The sequence below is a fragment of the Verrucomicrobium sp. GAS474 genome (genome assembly GCF_900105685.1).
In the GTDB taxonomy this organism is placed as follows: Bacteria; Verrucomicrobiota; Verrucomicrobiia; order Methylacidiphilales; family GAS474; genus GAS474.
Genome location: NZ_LT629781.1, coordinates 1,978,157 through 1,993,756 on the forward strand (window position 1 = coordinate 1,978,157; position 15,600 = coordinate 1,993,756).

General features: G+C 68.6%; 13 protein-coding genes. 6 read left to right on the top strand and 7 right to left on the bottom strand.

Annotation, left to right across the window (positions count from 1 at the left end; translation table 11 throughout):
* Positions 1–15: 15 nt before the first annotated feature.
* Positions 16–1,290 (top strand): cation:proton antiporter, encoded by a 1,275-nt coding sequence (locus tag BLU04_RS08265; RefSeq protein ID WP_093284549.1) that lies wholly within the window; start codon positions 16–18, stop codon positions 1,288–1,290.
* A complete protein-coding gene (locus tag BLU04_RS08270; RefSeq protein WP_093284552.1) occupies positions 1,287–1,991 on the top strand; it encodes a hypothetical protein in 705 nt (234 codons plus the stop codon). Before BLU04_RS08265 ends, BLU04_RS08270 begins: the two co-directional genes overlap by 4 nt.
* Positions 1,992–1,994: 3 nt before the next feature.
* Here the strand turns inward: BLU04_RS08270 and BLU04_RS08275 are convergent, their stop codons facing one another.
* Positions 1,995–2,804 carry a polysaccharide deacetylase family protein gene (locus BLU04_RS08275; RefSeq protein ID WP_093284554.1) on the bottom strand — a complete coding sequence of 270 codons (810 nt, stop codon included), beginning with the start codon at positions 2,802–2,804 and terminating at the stop codon, positions 1,995–1,997.
* Positions 2,805–2,976: 172 nt separating this feature from the next.
* Here BLU04_RS08275 and BLU04_RS08280 point away from each other — a divergent pair, with 172 nt between their 5' ends.
* The 3 genes from BLU04_RS08280 to BLU04_RS08290 are packed head-to-tail and all read left to right on the top strand — an operon-like array spanning position 2,977 to position 5,886.
* On the top strand, positions 2,977–3,762 hold the full coding sequence (locus BLU04_RS08280) for a lysophospholipid acyltransferase family protein (protein WP_093284557.1): 786 nt from the start codon (positions 2,977–2,979) through the stop codon (positions 3,760–3,762).
* Positions 3,734–4,555, top strand: a complete 822-nt coding sequence (locus BLU04_RS08285) for a glycosyltransferase family 2 protein (RefSeq protein WP_093284560.1) — start codon at positions 3,734–3,736, stop codon at positions 4,553–4,555. The genes BLU04_RS08280 and BLU04_RS08285 overlap by 29 nt, the downstream gene beginning before the upstream one ends.
* Positions 4,552–5,886, top strand: a complete 1,335-nt coding sequence (locus BLU04_RS08290) for a class I adenylate-forming enzyme family protein (RefSeq protein WP_162274663.1) — start codon at positions 4,552–4,554, stop codon at positions 5,884–5,886. The genes BLU04_RS08285 and BLU04_RS08290 overlap by 4 nt, the downstream gene beginning before the upstream one ends.
* A gap of 243 nt (positions 5,887–6,129) precedes the next feature.
* Here the strand turns inward: BLU04_RS08290 and BLU04_RS08295 are convergent, their stop codons facing one another.
* The 6 genes from BLU04_RS08295 to BLU04_RS08320 form a co-directional block, all read right to left on the bottom strand.
* Positions 6,130–7,989 carry an FAD-dependent oxidoreductase gene (locus BLU04_RS08295; RefSeq protein ID WP_093284565.1) on the bottom strand — a complete coding sequence of 620 codons (1,860 nt, stop codon included), beginning with the start codon at positions 7,987–7,989 and terminating at the stop codon, positions 6,130–6,132.
* A 16-nt stretch (positions 7,990–8,005) separates the two neighbouring features.
* On the bottom strand, positions 8,006–8,584 hold the full coding sequence (locus tag BLU04_RS08300; RefSeq protein WP_093284567.1) for an SGNH/GDSL hydrolase family protein: 579 nt from the start codon (positions 8,582–8,584) through the stop codon (positions 8,006–8,008).
* Positions 8,585–8,656: 72 nt separating this feature from the next.
* Positions 8,657–9,610 (bottom strand): YihY/virulence factor BrkB family protein, encoded by a 954-nt coding sequence (locus tag BLU04_RS08305; protein ID WP_157895212.1) that lies wholly within the window; start codon positions 9,608–9,610, stop codon positions 8,657–8,659.
* Positions 9,607–10,995: a mechanosensitive ion channel domain-containing protein gene (locus BLU04_RS08310; RefSeq protein WP_093284574.1), complete on the bottom strand. Its 1,389-nt coding sequence runs from the start codon at positions 10,993–10,995 to the stop codon at positions 9,607–9,609. The genes BLU04_RS08305 and BLU04_RS08310 overlap by 4 nt, the downstream gene beginning before the upstream one ends.
* Before the next feature lie 22 nt (positions 10,996–11,017).
* Positions 11,018–12,544 carry an FAD-dependent oxidoreductase gene (locus BLU04_RS08315; protein ID WP_093284576.1) on the bottom strand — a complete coding sequence of 509 codons (1,527 nt, stop codon included), beginning with the start codon at positions 12,542–12,544 and terminating at the stop codon, positions 11,018–11,020.
* A 96-nt stretch (positions 12,545–12,640) separates the two neighbouring features.
* A complete protein-coding gene (locus BLU04_RS08320) occupies positions 12,641–13,180 on the bottom strand; it encodes a ferritin-like domain-containing protein (protein ID WP_093284579.1) in 540 nt (179 codons plus the stop codon).
* 262 nt (positions 13,181–13,442) lie between these two features.
* Between BLU04_RS08320 and glgX the strand changes: the two genes are divergently transcribed.
* A complete protein-coding gene (gene glgX / locus BLU04_RS08325) occupies positions 13,443–15,557 on the top strand; it encodes a glycogen debranching protein GlgX (protein ID WP_093284581.1) in 2,115 nt (704 codons plus the stop codon).
* Positions 15,558–15,600: the final 43 nt, after the last annotated feature.

Genomic DNA, 15,600 nt, shown 5'->3' on the forward strand with positions numbered 1-15,600 from the left:
TCGCCCCCTCCGCCGATGTCCTTCCTGGCCGCCGCCCCAGAATCCGCCGACGCGGCCTTGTCCCATTTCCTCCTCCAGCTGAGCCTGATCCTCGTGGTGGCGCGGGCGGCGGGCAAGGCGGCCCGCCTCGTCGGCCAGCCCCAGGTCGTGGGGGAGATGGTCGCGGGGATCCTGCTGGGGCCGACCTGCTTCGGAAGCCTGATGCCGGGGACATTCCATGCTCTTTTTGAAACGGCTTCGCCCCTGCCGCTCTCGATCCTCAGCCAGATCGGGCTGATCCTCATCCTCTTCCAGATCGGCCTCGAGTTCGACTTCGGCCACCTCCGGGAAGGGGGCAACCGCCGGGCGGTCCGGTGGGTCGCGGCGGTCGGCATCGTCTTCCCGGCCCTGCTCGGGGCGGGCTTCGGCTGGCTCTCCCGCGGGACGTTCGCCCCCCGGGTGCCGGGGCCGACCTATGTTTCCTTCATGGCCGTCGCCCTCTGCATCACGGCGATGCCGGTGCTCGGACGGATCCTCCTCGAGCTCGGCATCGGGCGGAGCCGGGTCGGCGTCCTCGCGATCACCTGCGCGGCGGTCGGTGACGTCGCCGGCTGGCTGATGCTGGCGGCGGTGACCGCCCTCGCCCAGGCCCGGCTCGACGGCGGTTTCCTGGCGCTCCGCTTCGGGGCGGTCGCGCTCTTCGTCGCCGGGACGTGGTTCGCGGTCCGCCCCCTCCTGCGGCGGCTCGCGCGGCGGGCGGTCTCGACCGACGGGGCGGCGGCGGTCGGCCTCCTTCTCGCGGCGCTTTTCGTCTTCGGCTGGGCCACCCAGGAGATCGGCATCCACGTCATCTTCGGCGGCTTCTGGTGCGGCGTCCTGCTTCACGAGGAGCTCGCCTTCGTCGCCTGGTGGCGGGAGAGGGCCTCGCTCCTCGTCGGGGTCTTCTTCCTCCCGATCTTCTTCACCTACACCGGCCTCCACACCGACGTGAACGGACTGACGGCGGCCTCGCTGTGGGGGTGGTGCGCCCTCCTCCTCGTCGTCGCCGTCGTCGGGAAATTCGGCGGCTGCTGGGCGGCGGGACGGGTGGCGGGCCTTCCCCCGGCCGAGGCCCGCTGCCTCGCGATCCTCATGAACACGCGGGGCCTCCTCGAACTCGTCGTCGCCGCCGTCGGCTACCAGCTGGGGATCATCCCGCAGACTCTCTTCACGATGCTCGTCCTCATGGCCCTCGCCAGCACCTTCCTCACCACGCCCTGCCTGCGGGCGTGGCTGCCCGCAACCCGTCCCGGAGAACCCCAACCTCAATGAATCGTTCCCTCGCCTTCCTCGGTTTAGCCCTCGCCTTCGTCGTGGTCCTCCCCCTCCGGGCCGATGAAAAGGCCGAGGTCCTCGTCCACAAGATGGTGGAACGGGACAAGGAGCTGGAGCGGCACCGGGCCGCCTATTTCTACACGGTGAAGGAGACGCGCCAGAAGCTCGACGGCGAGGGGAAGGTCGTCGATTCGAGCGTCGAGACCGTCACGCTGCGGGGGACCGAATCGTCCGATCACGGCACGGCGAAGAAGATGGAGATCGAGGCCGGGGCCGAGCAGGCGGCCCACGAGGAGCCGTTCAGCATCCTGAAGATCGTCGACCATTACCAGTACACCCTCGAAGGCGACGAGGTGATCGACGGGGTCCCCTGCTACAAGGTCCGGTTCTCCCCGAAGAAGGACCAGCCCTTCCGCAACCGCGAGGAGAAGGTCGCGAACGGGCTCGCCGGGTATCTCTGGTTCGCGAAGAGCGACTACACGCTGATCCGCAACGAGGGGAAGCTCCTCCAGCCAGTCTCGGTCGCCTGGTTCTTCGCCACCCTGCGGGAGGTCGATTTCCTCTTCAAGGCCGCGCCGCTGCCGAACGGCGAATGGGGACCGGCCCTCATCCAATACCGGTTTCGCGTCCAGATTCCCCTCTCCGAGATCCACGAGCGGCATATCCGGGTGATGAAGGACTACCGGAAGGCGCGCTAGGCCTTATCCCTGCCGGTCGTCGTTGGGAAGAGTCGGAATCACTGTCCGGTAGCCCTGGGCGGCGAGGCCGAGAAGGACGGCCTCCAAGGTCCGCGCCCGGGTCCCCGGCGCGAGGCCCTTTAGCGGCCCCTCATGGAGGAGGATGATCGCGCCGGGGCGGACGGCGCGGAGGATCTTCGCGACGACCCGCTCGGGATCGTGGGCGATGCCGTCGTTGCCGCTCGCCGACCAGCCGATCATCCGCAGTCCCGCTCGCTCGCACGCGGCGTGGACAAAGGGGTTGGCGAGCCCCGCCGGGGCGCGGAAGGAGGTGGGAGCCGTCCCGACGGCCCGGGCGATCGCGGCGCTGCCCCGCTCGATCTCCCGCCCCGCGTGCGGCGGGAGGGCCGCCCAGTAGGAGGCGGCCCGGTGGCGAAAGGTGTGGTTCTCCACCCGATGCCCGGCAGCGACGACGGCCCGGGCGAGGTCGGGCCACCGGTCGACTTTCTCCCCGATCGTGAAGAAGGTCGCCTGCGCCCCGTGCCGCGCTAGGACGTCGAGAATTGCCGGGGTCTCGACCGGGTCGGGGCCGTCGTCGATCGTCAGCCAGACCTCGCGCCGGAGCGTCGGGAAGCGGGTGACGACCGGGCCGAACCATCCCGCATTCCGGACCAGCGTGGGGACCAGGAGAGCCGCCGCCGCCGCCAGCGTCCAATTGTGGGCGATCAGGAGCGATCCCGAGGGGGAGAGCAGCTCCCCCACGGCCCGGGAGCCGAGGCCCCCGGCGAGGGCGAAGGAAAGGAGGCGGCGGGCGCGGGGAGGGGGGAGGGGCATGGGGATTCCGGGAAGGGAGCCTGCCGGAAGGCGGCGGGGAAGTCGATCCCGGGGGAGGGGAAGGGGCCGCTTCCCCCGGCGTTGACGTTCGCGCCGGTTTGCTCAATATCCCCCCTGACCGTTTTCCCCGCGTGGGGCAAGGGTCGAATCGAGTGCGTGGGGTTTCTTTTTCGTGTCATCAATCCGCTTTTCTCAAACCGGCCGGAGCGTCGCCCAGCGGGCGGCCTTTCTCTCCGCCTGCCTGTGCGGCCTCCTCGGCTGCGTGCTCTGCTTCCTCGCGAGCCTCGTCTCGCTCTGCCTGCCCGCCTCGGTCCGCGAGCGGGGATTGCGCCGCGTCGTCGGACGCCTCTGCCGGGGCTTCGTCGCCTACCTCCTCTGGAGCGGGGTGGCGGTGATCGACTTCGGTACGCTGCCCGAGCTGGCGCGCCGTTCCGGCGTGATCGTGGCGATGAACCATCCCACCTTCATCGACGCCCTCCTGGCGCTCTCCCGCCTTCCCCCCGCCTTCTGCATCGCGAAGGAGAGCCTCTTCTGCAACCCCCTCATCGCCCCCATCGCCCGGGGGGCGGGCTACGAGAGCAACGTCGATTCGACGATCCTGATCCGCAACTGCGTCGACCGGCTCCGCCGGGGGGAGGTCCTCCTCGTCTTCCCCGAGGGAACCCGGACCACCGTCCCCCCCGTCGGCGAGCTGAAGCGGGGCTTCGTCTTCATGGCCGACGGGGCCTCGGTTCCCGTCGTCGCGGTGACCGTCGAGGCGTTCAACGGCTCCTTCCTCCGCAAGGGGTCGCCGCTCTTTTCGTTTCCCGTCTCCCTTCCGCTCCGTTATCGTTTCGTCGTCGGCCCCGACTTCGTCCGCGCCCCGGACGAATCGCTGAACGCCTTCCGCGACCGGATCGAGTCCCACTTCCGCCTTTCCCTTTCCTCCCATGACCTGCCCGCCGACTCCCCCGCCTGATTCTGATTTCGACACGAGCAAGACGGGCCTGATCCTTCTCCCCAGTTACAACAGCGGGCGGAAGCTCCTTTCCACCGTCGAGGCCGCCCTGGCCGTGTGGAAGCCGGTCTGGGTCGTGGTCGACGCCAGCACCGACGGGAGCGAGGCCCCGCTCCTCGAGTGGGCGGCGAAGGAGCCCGCCCTCCGCGTCTTCGTCCGCGGGGTGAACGGCGGGAAGGGGGCGGCCGTCCTCGACGGGTTGCGGGAGGCCGGGAAAGAGGGGTTCCGCCACGCCCTCGTCATGGATGCCGACGGCCAGCATCCCGCCGACCGGATCGTCGAGTTCATGAACCTCGCCCACGCCCACGAGCGGACGCTGATCCTCGGCGTCCCGGCCTTCGGCCCCGACGCCCCGAAGGCCCGCGTCTACGGGCGGCTGGGCGGGAACACCTTCACCGAGATCGCGACCCTCTGGGGCGGCATCCGCGATTCCCTCTTCGGCTTCCGCGTCTATCCCGTCGCCGAGACCGTCGCGGTGATGGACCGGATCAAGACGGCGCGACGGTACGACTTCGACACCGAGGTCGCCGTGCGGCTCTATTGGGAGGGGTTCCGCACGATCAACATCGCCGTCCCCGTCCTCTACCCCTCGCGGGAAGAGGGCGGCGTCTCCTACTTCCATTACCTGCGGGACAACCTCCTCCTCGTCCGCACCCACGCGCGGCTCTTCTTCGGCATGCTGCGGCGGTTCCCGAGGCTCCTGAAATGGCGGCTCTTCCGCCCGAATCCCGTCCCCGCTCCTCCCTCCGCATGAACGCGAACGGATCCGACCAGACCCCCTCCGCCCTCTGGACGACGTGGGAAAAAGTCGTCGCCGCCGGGCCGACCCGCGTGGCGATGATCGACGCGGCGACGGGGGAGACGTGGACGCGGCGCGAGCTCCATCGCCTCGCGCTCGAGCTTTCCGCCGGACGCCTCGCCGACGTGCGGGGACGGCGGGTCGCCCTCTGCCATCCGAATTCGGCCGCCTGGGTCGCCTCCTTCCTCGCGATCCAGAAGGCGGGGGCCTCGGCCATTCCCCTCGACGCAGGCATCCCGGAGCAGGCCCTCGAATCGGCCGCCGCGAAGGCCGGGGCCGACTGGCTCGACAGCCGGGACCTCGGCCTCGTGAAGCTGCGGATGCGGCGGAGCGCGGCGGAGGCGTGCGTGAAGCTCACCTCGGGCTCGACCGGCATGCCGAAGAAGATCCGGTGCCGCGCGGAGCACCTCCTCGCCGACGGGCGGCAGGTGACGGCGACGATGGGGATCAAGGCCGACGACCGGAACCTCGGCCTGATCCCCTTCGCCCATTCCTACGGCCTCGGGAACCTCGTCCTGCCGCTGATCCTCCAGGGGACGTCGATCGTCTTCGCCGCGGCCTTCCTTCCCGGCCAGATCCCCGCGTGGATCGCGGAGCATGGCGTCACCCTTTTCCCCACCGTCCCGCCGGTGCTGAAGATGCTGGCCCAGCTGCCCGGCGAGGTCTCGCTCGAGCCCCTCCGCATGGCGATCTCGGCGGGAGCGCCGCTCTCCCCGCAGATCGCGACCCAGTTCGCGGAAAAGTTCGGCATCCGGGCCCACAACTTCTACGGCTCCTCGGAAACGGGCGGCATCTGCTTCGACGAGACGGGAGCCGATTCCCTCGAGGGGGGCGCGCTGGGGAAGCCGCTGCGCGGCGTGACGGTCCGGATCCTCCGCAACGGACGCCTCCGGGTCGAGAGCCCGGCGGTGGCGACCCCCTCCGGCTCCTTCCTTCTGACCGACCTCGGGGAGTGGACCGCCCTGGGGACGATCCGCCTCCTGGGCCGCGCCAGCCAGGTGGCGAACCTCGGCGGGCGGAAGCTCCGCGCCTCGGAGATCGAGACGGCGCTCCGGGGCGTCGCCGACGTCCGGGACGCCTGGGTCGGGATCGGAACCCGCTCGGGGGCCGACTTCCTCGCCGCCGTCGTCGAGACGGAAATGGATGAGCGGACCTTGCGGCAGCGGCTCGCGACCGTCCTGCCGCCGTGGAAGGTGCCGCGTCTTTTCAAGTGCCTCCCGTCTCTTCCGAGGACGGAACGGGGAAAAGTGGACGGGGCGGTTCTGAAGAAGGAACTGGGGATTTAAGGAGGCGGTGAACGCTCCTTCGGGACCGGGCAGATGACCCTGTACAGGTGGAGGCCATCCGCACGTGTTTTAAGACGCAAGAGGGGCTTTGCCCCTCCTGGACCTCCCCGTCAGATAGGCCTGAACTGTTTTTAGCCGCACCGCATTAGGCTGTCTGCTTCGGGTAGAGAACGTCTGCTAGATCTCTTGTCCGCTTGGGAGGAATCACGCGTCCGAGTGCGGGCGGAGCCGAAGGGGCTTTAGCTAGACCTTTTTCGCGGGAGCGTACACCCGGATCTCGAAGAGCCGCGCCTCGGCCGCGCCGTGAGTGGTGAGCACCTCGACCCGGATCGACTTCGCCCGGACCGGCTTCGCGAGGGTGTGGACCCGTTTGCGGAGGTAGTTGTCGGGCTCCTCGACGATCACGACGCCGTCGGCGTGGATCCGGTAGCTCTTCACGGTCTCGGGCTGGGGGCCGCGGACGACCTTCGAGGTCATGTAGTCGCTGGGGGTGAGGAGGAGTTCCCGGCCGAAGCCGCTGTCGAAGGTGAGGTGGATGGCGCCGATCTCGACGGCTTCGGGGAACGCGAGGTCGAGCGAGGCGGGAAGCCCGCTCGATTGCCAGTGGTGGGGCTGGTGGTCGATCCACGGCCCGAGGCCGTGGCCGTTCCAGCCCTCGGCCTGGACGAGGTCGCGGCCGATCCCGTCGAGGACGCGGGCCGCCCCGTGCTTCGGAGCCTCGGAGGAGGCCGAGACGGCGACGTTCTTCCCCTGCGCCAGGTCGGCGGGGTCCTCGTTGCGCGCCATCGGGATGAAGGCGTCGTCCTTGAGGAGCCGTTGCTGGAGGTCCTTCACGGCCTCGCTTCCGGCGAGGGTCTTCAGGGAGACCTTCTTTTCGAGCGCCACGGCGGCGGCGGTCCCGATCGCCTGCCCCATGACGGCGCAGGTCGCCATCACGCGGGTGCTGGCGAAGGCGACGTGGCTGGCGCTGATGTTCCGCCCGGCGAAGAGGAGGTTCGGCACGTTCCGCGAGAAGAGGGAGCGGAGCGGGATCGTGTAGAGGCCGTCGAGGTAGGTCGGCGTGAAGGGGGGCTCGTCCTTCTCGTCGATGCCGCGCGGGGGATGGAGGTCGATCGCCCAGCCGCCGTAGGCGACGGCGTCGGGGAAGAACCGCCCGGACTGGAGGTCGGACTGGGTCAGGATGTGGTCGCCGAGGAGGCGGCGGGACTCGCGCTTGGCGGGCATCGGGCCGACCCAGTCGAGGCTCCAGTTCGCCGCGTCGGGATGGTCGCCGGAGTTCTTCACGTAGTCCCAGATGCCGAGGACGATGCGGAGGAGCTCGTGGCGGATCGTCTCGTTGTCGGTGATCGTGTCGAGGTGGCCGCCCCACTCGAACCACCAGTAGCCGTACTCGAAGCTGTGGATCGGGCGGTGGTTGAGGTCGGCCTTGGTGAACTTGCGGATCCACGAGGGGGCACGGAACGGCTGGGGCGTCGCGTGCTTCTTCCCCGTCAGGAGGATCGAGCTGCCGAGGGTCCAGTCGTCGCTCGTCTCCTCGGCGAGGCTCTCCCCGTGTTCCTGGCGGTTTTCCCGCCCCATCCGGGCGTCGGCCCCGGCCTCGCGGCCCAGGCGGCTGTCGCCGGAGCAGTCGGCGAAGAAGGCGGCCGAGATCTCGAAGATCTCCTCGGTCGAGTTCCGGAGCGCGGTGACGGAACGGATCGCCCCGGTCGCCGGATCGGTCGTCGCCCCGATGCAGGCGGTGTCGAGGAGGAGGGTGATGTTCGGCTCCAGCTTCACCTTCTCGTAGAGGAGGAGGTCCCACTGGGCGTAGCTGCGGTAGGGATTCCGGACGGCGTCCTCCAGCTTGAACTCCTCGATCAGCCCGGCCTCGCGGGCGCCGGGCCGGGCGCCGTGGCAGTCGGCGCCGACGATGTGCATCTTCACCTCGCTCGAGGCGTTGCCGCCGAGGACGGAGCGGTCCTGGACGAGGACGACGCGGAGGCCGTTGCGGGCGGCGGAGACGGCGGCGCAGACGCCGGCCATGCCGCCGCCGACGACGACGAAGTCGGCGGTCAGGGGGCGGACGGGGATCGAGCGGTCGGTGGAGACGGAGCGGGTTTTCATGGGGGAGGGTTGGGGATTAGGGAAGGGAGGGAAGCTGGGCGAGGAAGGCGGAGGCGAGGGCGGCATGGCCCGAGGCGTCGGGATGGACCCCGTCGTGGGTCAGGGAACGGGGCGGGAGGACTCCGGCGAAGTCGACGAAGGGAACGCCCTCGGCGGCGGCCATCGCGCGGAGGGCGGAACCGATGGCCTCCAGGTTCCGGCCCCGGTAGGCGGCGATGTCCTGGCGCTCGAGGTAGGCGGCGTGGATGTCGTAGGGGCCGCAGACGACGATCTTCCAGGCGGGAAAGGCGGCGCGGGCGAGGCCGATCTGGGTGGCGACGTTGGCCGCGACCTCGGCGGCGATGGCGGGGACATTCTCCCGGGCGTCGTTCGAGCCGAGGGCGATGACGAGGTGGGTGATCCCTTCCTTCGCCCCGGCAAGGATGGCGCGGAATTCGTCGAGGGCGCTGGCGGGCCGCCCTCCGCGCCCTTCGTTGATCTCGACGGCGTCGAAGGCGGTGGCGACGCGGCTGCTCCACCGTTCGATGCCGGGGGCGGCCAACTCTTGCCCGACGGTGATCGAGTCCCCGAAGAAAAGGATCGTACTCTTGCTCATGTTGGCGTGCTTCCCACGCTAACAGGAAAAGACTCTTTCAGGAATGGATTGGGAGGACCGTTTTTTGTGTTTTTATGCTTTTTCCGGGTCCGGCTTCTTTTCGGGCGGATCGGTCCGTTTCCGGGTGTAGGCGCGGGTGAACTCGGCGCCGAAGTAGAGGATCTGGGCCGAGTAGAAGACCCAGACGAGGAGGACGATGAACGATCCGGCGACGCCGTAGCTGCTGGCGAAGGCGCTGCGGGCGATGTAGAGGCCGAGGAGGTATTTCCCGACGAGGAAGAGGACGGCGCTGAAGAGGGCCCCCGGGAAGACATCCCGCCAGGAAAGGGCGACGGCGGGGAGCATGCGGAAGAGGGTGGCGAAGAGGGTGGTGATGATGACGAGGGAGGCGACGGTGTTGATCCCCTCCAGGGTCCAGATGTGGAGGCTCCCGACGATGTGGCGGCTGATCGCCGTCGAGACCGCCGAGATGATGAGGGAGGTGAGCATGAAGAAGCCGAGGATGAAGACCATCGAGAAGGAGAGGAGCCGCTCCTTGACGATCGTGAGCCATGGATTCTTCTTGCGGGACGGGGTGTCCCAGATCTCGTTGAGGGAGTCCTGCAATTCGCCGAACGCCCCGGAGGCGCTGACGAGGAGGAGGATGAAACTGAGGACGGCGCTCCACGAAAGCGCCTTCATCGTCCCCGCATGGGTGACGATCTCTTCGACCACCTTCCCGCCCTCGACCCCGACGAGGCTGCTGAACTGCTCGACCAGCCCCCGGGCGGCGTCGGCCCGCTTCACGGCGAGGGAGCCGATCGAGAGGGTCAGCGTGATCAGGGGGGCGAGGGAGAAGGCGGTGTAGTAGGAGAGGGCGGCCCCCATCCGGGGGGTCTTGTGATCCTGCCAGCTGACGGCGCTCTCCTTCAGGAGGTCGAAGAAATAGAACGTCTGCCGGAGGAGGTAGCGGGTGCCGTCCCCGAAGACGTAGCCCCGTCCGGGATGCCTCGGCGAGGTGATCGACTGGATGAGGTGGTTGCTCATGGCTGGGGGGCCTGTTGTGGCGGTTTCTGGGGTTGGGGAGCCTGGAACGGATCGGGGAGGAACGAGGGAATCGCCTCCTGGCGATTGCGCGGGAGGCAGCCGGGATGATGTTCCTCGATGTACGTGATCAGCTTCTCGCGGAGGTCGCATTGCATGCCGAAGGAGGCGCTGCTGTTCGGCACCCCGGCGATGAGGCGGATCTCCATCGTCGCCCCGTCGGCGTCGGTCACCTGGAAGGCGTAGGTCTGGCGGTTCCAGCTCGGGTGGGCCTCGATCCACCGCTTCATCTCCTCCCGGACGGGGGCGAGGGGGAGGGAGAAATCGACCCGCAGCTTCACGGTGGCGGTCATCGCCGTCGGCAGGAGGGTCCAGTTCTGGAACGGTTGCTCGATGAAATAGGTGATCGGGAGGATGAGGCGGCGCCCGTCCCAGGTGCGGACGACGACGAGGGTGAGGGAGATTTCCTCGATGTTCCCGCTCTCCCCCAGGACGATCACCTGGTCCCCCAGCCGGATCGGCTGGGTGAGGGCGATCTGGAGCCCGGCGAAGAGGGTGCCGAGGGTCTTCTGCGCGGCGAAGCCAAGGACGATCCCGACGATCCCCGCCGAGGCGAGGAGGGAGGCCCCGACGGCGCGGACCCCGGGGATCAGCGTCAGGAGGGCCGCCGTCGCCAGCAGGCCGTTGAAGACGACGGCGAATTTCCGGAGGATGCGGACCCGGGTCTGGACGCCCCGTGCCGCCGAGTTGTCGGCGGCCTTCAGGTTCTTCGCGAGGCCCTGGAGGGCGGTCTTCTCCCCCTCCAGGATCGCCCGGTAGAGGATGACAGCGGCGGCGACGATGAAGGCGGCCTTCAGGAAGGGATCGATCCGGTCGAGATAGAGCTGGGGGACGGCCAGCAGATGGATGAGGATCACGATGCCGACGAGGGGGATCGTCATCCGCAGCGCGAAGAGGCCGATCCGCAGGAGGTAATCGTCGAAGAGGCTCGGCGTGTGCCGCAGGGGGCCCGCCAGGAAGTCGTCGAGGATCGTGACGGCGCGGAAGAGGAAGCCGAAGACTGCGACGACGAGGCCGAGGTGCCAGAACATCGCCCGATGGGCCGTCAACCAATCGGCCGAGGGCGGATGGACGAAGTGGAGGAAGAGCGGCGCGGCGAAGTAGAGGCAATAATACCAGGCGGCGAACTGGAGGGGCGGGGCGACGGCGTGGAGGAGGTCGGGAATCAGCCGGGGCTTCCTTTCCGCCGGCGTGGCGGGCTCCGCCGCTTCCGCCGAGGCCGCCGCGGTCCGGTTCCGCCGCCCGATCAACCCGAGGCCGATCGAGATCAGGAAGGTCCCGCCCACGAGCCACGCGCCGCGGGAGAGTTCGGGGTCCTGCCAGTTCATGTGGGTGCCTTGCTGGAATTGACTAAGGAGAGGGCTGATGGGGAGGAAGGGGGTGGGTCGCCGGGCCGTTGACGACCTTGCCGTTGGCCTCGAAGCGCGAGCCGTGGCACGGGCAATCCCACGTCCCCTCGGCCTCGTTCCACGTCACCACGCCGCCCAGGTGGGGGCAGACGGCGTGGACCTCGCAGACCGCTCCCTCGGGCGAGACGGAGCGGCCGACCTTGCCGTGGCTGTTCTGGTAGACGAGGCCGTGCTTGCCCGGCGGCGGGTTCTCCGGGAGCGCCGGATGGGGGAAATGGCGGCTGTATTGGGCGAGGGTCGCGGTGTTGTCCTTGAGGAGATGGGGGAGCCGTTTCCAGCAGATGCGGCCCGGATCGTAGACCGAGGCCCAGGCGTTCGGGCGGCCCTCGATCAGGTCGCCGATCAGGAGGGCGCCGAGGGTGCCGTGGGTCAGCCCCATCCCCGAATCGCCCGAGAGGAGGAAGACCTGGTTGGCTTCCTTCGGATCGGCGCCGATCAGGGCCAGGCCGTCCTGCGTCTCGAGGATCTGGCCCGACCACCGGCGGAGGACCTTCCCCGCGAACGGGAAGCGGAGGCGGCTCCAGTTCTCGAGCTCCTGCCACGCTTTCTCCGGCGCGTCGCACTGGCCCGTCTTGTGATCCTCGCCGCCGACGATGAGCATCCGCCCGGCCCCGTCGGGATGGGCGGCGAAGCGGATGTAATGGTACGGGTCCTCGGTGTCCCAATAGAGGCCGTCGGTCTTTTCATCGATCCCCTTCTTCCCGCCCTCCTCCACCTCGAAGGCGACGGCGTAGCTCCGGTAGGCGCACTCGACCGCGAAATAGCGGAAGCGGATGAAGGGATCGTTGCAGGCGAAGACGACGTCCTGGCAGGTGACCTCGAAGCCCCGCTCCGTCTTCAGGGTCACCTTCCGGTCCCGCTGCCACGAGGTCACCCGGGTGTGGGTGTAGATCGGGACGCCGAGGCTCCGCACGGCGTTGAGGAGGCCGTTGAGGTAAAGGCCGGGGTTGAACGTCGCCTGGTTCGGGAAGCGGATCGCGGGATGCCCCTTCAGGCCGGGGAGGGGGGTCTCCTCCAGCCACTCGGCCTTCGCATGGCCGGCGCGGCGGGCCGCCTCCAGCTCCTCCCGGAGGGCGGGGACGCAGGCGTCCGAGGCGGCGAAGAGGTAGCCGTCGAGCCGCTTGAAGTCGCACGGGATGCGGTGCCGCTCGACGATTTCCTCGATGAAGTCGATCGCCGCCATGTGGCTTTGGCAGGCGACCTGGGTCAGCTCCTCGCCGATCCACGATTCGAGGTTCGCGAAGCGGTCGTCGATCACCGAGGCCAGGTGGGCCGTGGTGGCGTGGGATTCTCCTCCCGCCGGTCCCACGGCATCGATCACGATCGGCCGGAGCCCTTTTTTCGCCAGGACGTAGGCCGTCGTCAACCCGCCGATCCCGGCGCCGACGATCACGATGTCGGCTTCCAGGTCGCGGTCGAGGAGCTGGTTTTCGCCGAGCGAAGAGGAAGGCCAGGGGGAGGTGGTCATGGGGGCGGAAAGAGAAAGGCGGACGCCCTCGGAAGGAAGGCGTCCGCCGGGGTGGAAGTTCGGTGGGAACGATGCGTTCGCGGATCGAGGCAGGGCTTAGTCCTCGCTGCAGTGGCCGAGGGGGATCTTCCCGTTGATGATCTTGGAGATCACCGTCAGCTTCTTGTCGGCGGAGCCTTCCTCGTCGAGGGTCTTCTGGAGGAGCGTCCCGACGGCCATGTGGTTCATCAGTTCGGCGTAGGTCCGGACGGTGCCGTAGCCGGCCATCTCGTAATGCTCGACGCGCTGGGCGGCGGCGATCAGGGCGGCGTCCTTCACGTTCTGGGTCGCGTCCTCGTTGATCGTCTCCTTCCCTTCCTTGATCAGCCCCTTCATGGCCTGGCAGGTCTTCCCTTCGGGGTCTTCCTCGAGGATGTCGAAAATCTGGTGGAGCCGGGCGACGTGGCCCTCGGTTTCCTCGAAGTGGGCGAGGAAGGCATTCTTCAGGCTGGCGTCGTGGGCCGCGTCGGCCATCGCGGGAAGGGCTTCGAGGAGCTGGTTCTCGGCGTCGTAGAGATCGCGGAGCTGTTCGAGGAACAACTCGTGGAGCGTGTGGATCTTGCCTTGGCCGAGATGAAATAAGTTGAGGGTCTTCATGAGAGGAGAAGCGCAAACGCTATGCCAGCGCAGTGGGTGTGATTGGTTCTCCTTGCAGGCGAGGGGGTTGCGTGACGAGGCCAGGGAGGGGTTGGGCTTCCCGGTTTCCTGCAAAATGCAAAGGTGAGGGGGGCGGTCCCGCATTTTGCAGGCGCATCGTTTGCCCTTCCTTCGGGGAAACCCCCTTTTTAAAAAGAGGCGAGAGGGAAGAGTGGCGCGGCATGGAAATTGCGGGTTACCTTTCCCATCTCTTTCTTATTCCATGACTCCGATCCAGACGCAGAACTCCCCCACCCCGCTTCCCACTTCGGGACGGCGCGACATCGAAGCCGGGCAACCCTATCCCCTCGGCGCCACCTGGACGGGAAAGGGGGTCCAGTTCGCCCTGTTCTCGGCCCACGCCCGGAGGGTCGACCTCTGCCTGTTCGACGCCGCGGGAAATGAGACCGACCGGATCCCGCTCCCGGCGTTCACCCACCGCGTCTGGCACGGCTTCGTCCCCGGGCTCGAGCCGGGCCAACGCTACGGCTACCGGGTCGACGGCGTCTACGATCCGGAAGGGGGCCATCGCTCCAATCCGGCGAAGCTCCTCCTCGACCCCTACGCGAAGGCCGTCACCGGCCTCGTCGTCCCGAACGAGGCGCTGAACGATTTCCGTCCGAACCCGGAACCGAAGGCGAGCGGGGAACCCGCCGCCGCGGGGGAATGGGTCCGTGACGAGCGGGACAGCGCGCCGTTCATTCCGAAGGGCGTCGTGGTCGACGACGCCTTCGACTGGGAGGGCGTCGTCCCTCCCGTCCGTCCGGCGGGGGAGACGGTGATCTACGAGATGAATGTCCGCGGCTTTTCCAAGGGCTGGACGGCGATTCCCGAGGCCGACCGGGGCACCTACCGCGCCGTCGGCTCCGACGCGGCGCTCGCCTACTTCCGGCAGCTCGGCGTCACGGCGGTCGAGTTCCTCCCCGTCCACTTCTTCGCCTCCGAGGGCTACCTGATCGACCGGGGGTTGACGAATTACTGGGGCTACAACAGCCTCGGCTTCCTCGCCCCCCATCCCGCCTACGCGGCCGCCTCCGACCCGCAGGAGCAGGTGCGGGAGTTCAAGGAAATGGTGAAGCGGCTCCACCGCGCCGGGATCGAGGTGATCCTCGACGTCGTCTACAACCACACGGCGGAGGGGAACCACTTCGGCCCCACCCTCTCCTTCCGGGGGATCGACAACGCCTCCTACTACCGCCTCGACCGGGAGAAGCGGAGCCGCTACCGCGATTTCTCCGGCTGCGGGAACACCCCCGACTCGACCCATCCCTACGTCCTCCGGCTGATCCTCGACAGCCTCCGCTATTGGACCTCGGAAATGCAGGTCGACGGCTTCCGCTTCGACCTCGCCTCGGCCCTCGCCCGCGAGGGGGACGACCACGCCTTCCGGGGCCGCTCGGCCTTCCTGAACGCCGTCGCCCAGGACCCCGTCCTCGCCCGCGTGAAGCTGATTGCCGAGCCGTGGGACTGCGCTGACGGCGGCTACCAGGTCGGGGGCTTCCCGGAGCGGTGGTCGGAGTGGAACGGCAAGTACCGGGACGGCGTCCGCCGCTTCTGGCGCGGGGAGGCGTGGACCTTCGAGGAATTCGCCCGCCGCCTCACGGGGAGCCCCGACCTCTACGCCGCCGCCGGGCGGACCGAGGAGGCGAGCGTCAATTTCGTCACTTCCCACGACGGCTTCACCCTCCGCGATCTCGTCTCCTACGAGGAGAAGCACAACGAGGAGAACGGGAACCAGAACACCGACGGCGACAACTCGAACCACGCCTGGAACTGCGGCGTCGAGGGCGAGACGACGAAGAAGGCGATCCTCGCCCTCCGCCGCCGCCAGCAGCGCAACTTCCTCGCGACCCTCTTCCTCTCCCGGGGCATCCCGATGCTCGCCTCCGGGGACGAGCGGAACCGGACCCAGCGCGGGAACAACAACGCCTATTGCCTCGACAATCCCGGAGCCTGGCTCGATTGGGGGGGCGACGAGGTCGCCCGGCGGCTGGAGCGGTACGTCGCGCGGTTGGCGGAGGTGCGGCGGACCTGGATCGCCGCGACTGCCGCGATCGGCTCGACCGAGGCCCGGCTCCTCCCCGTGCCGGAGGCAGAGGGGCTGGGCGGCGCGATTTTATGGGAGGGGGGCGAGGGCGGGGGCGAGACTTGGCTGCTCTGCGTCCATAACGGGAAGGAACTGCGGAGGCAGGTTCTTCCGGGACCGGCGGGGACGGTTTGGGAAGAGGTCGTCGACACCTCGGAGGAAGAGGGCTTCCATGCCGCGCCCCGCCGGTTCGACGGGGAGGGCGTGATCGATCTCGATCCGTTTTCGCTCTCGTTGCTCAGGAAGGTGTAGGAAGGAGGCCCGCGTCGGGCACCCCTTCCCGCAAGCCCCTCTC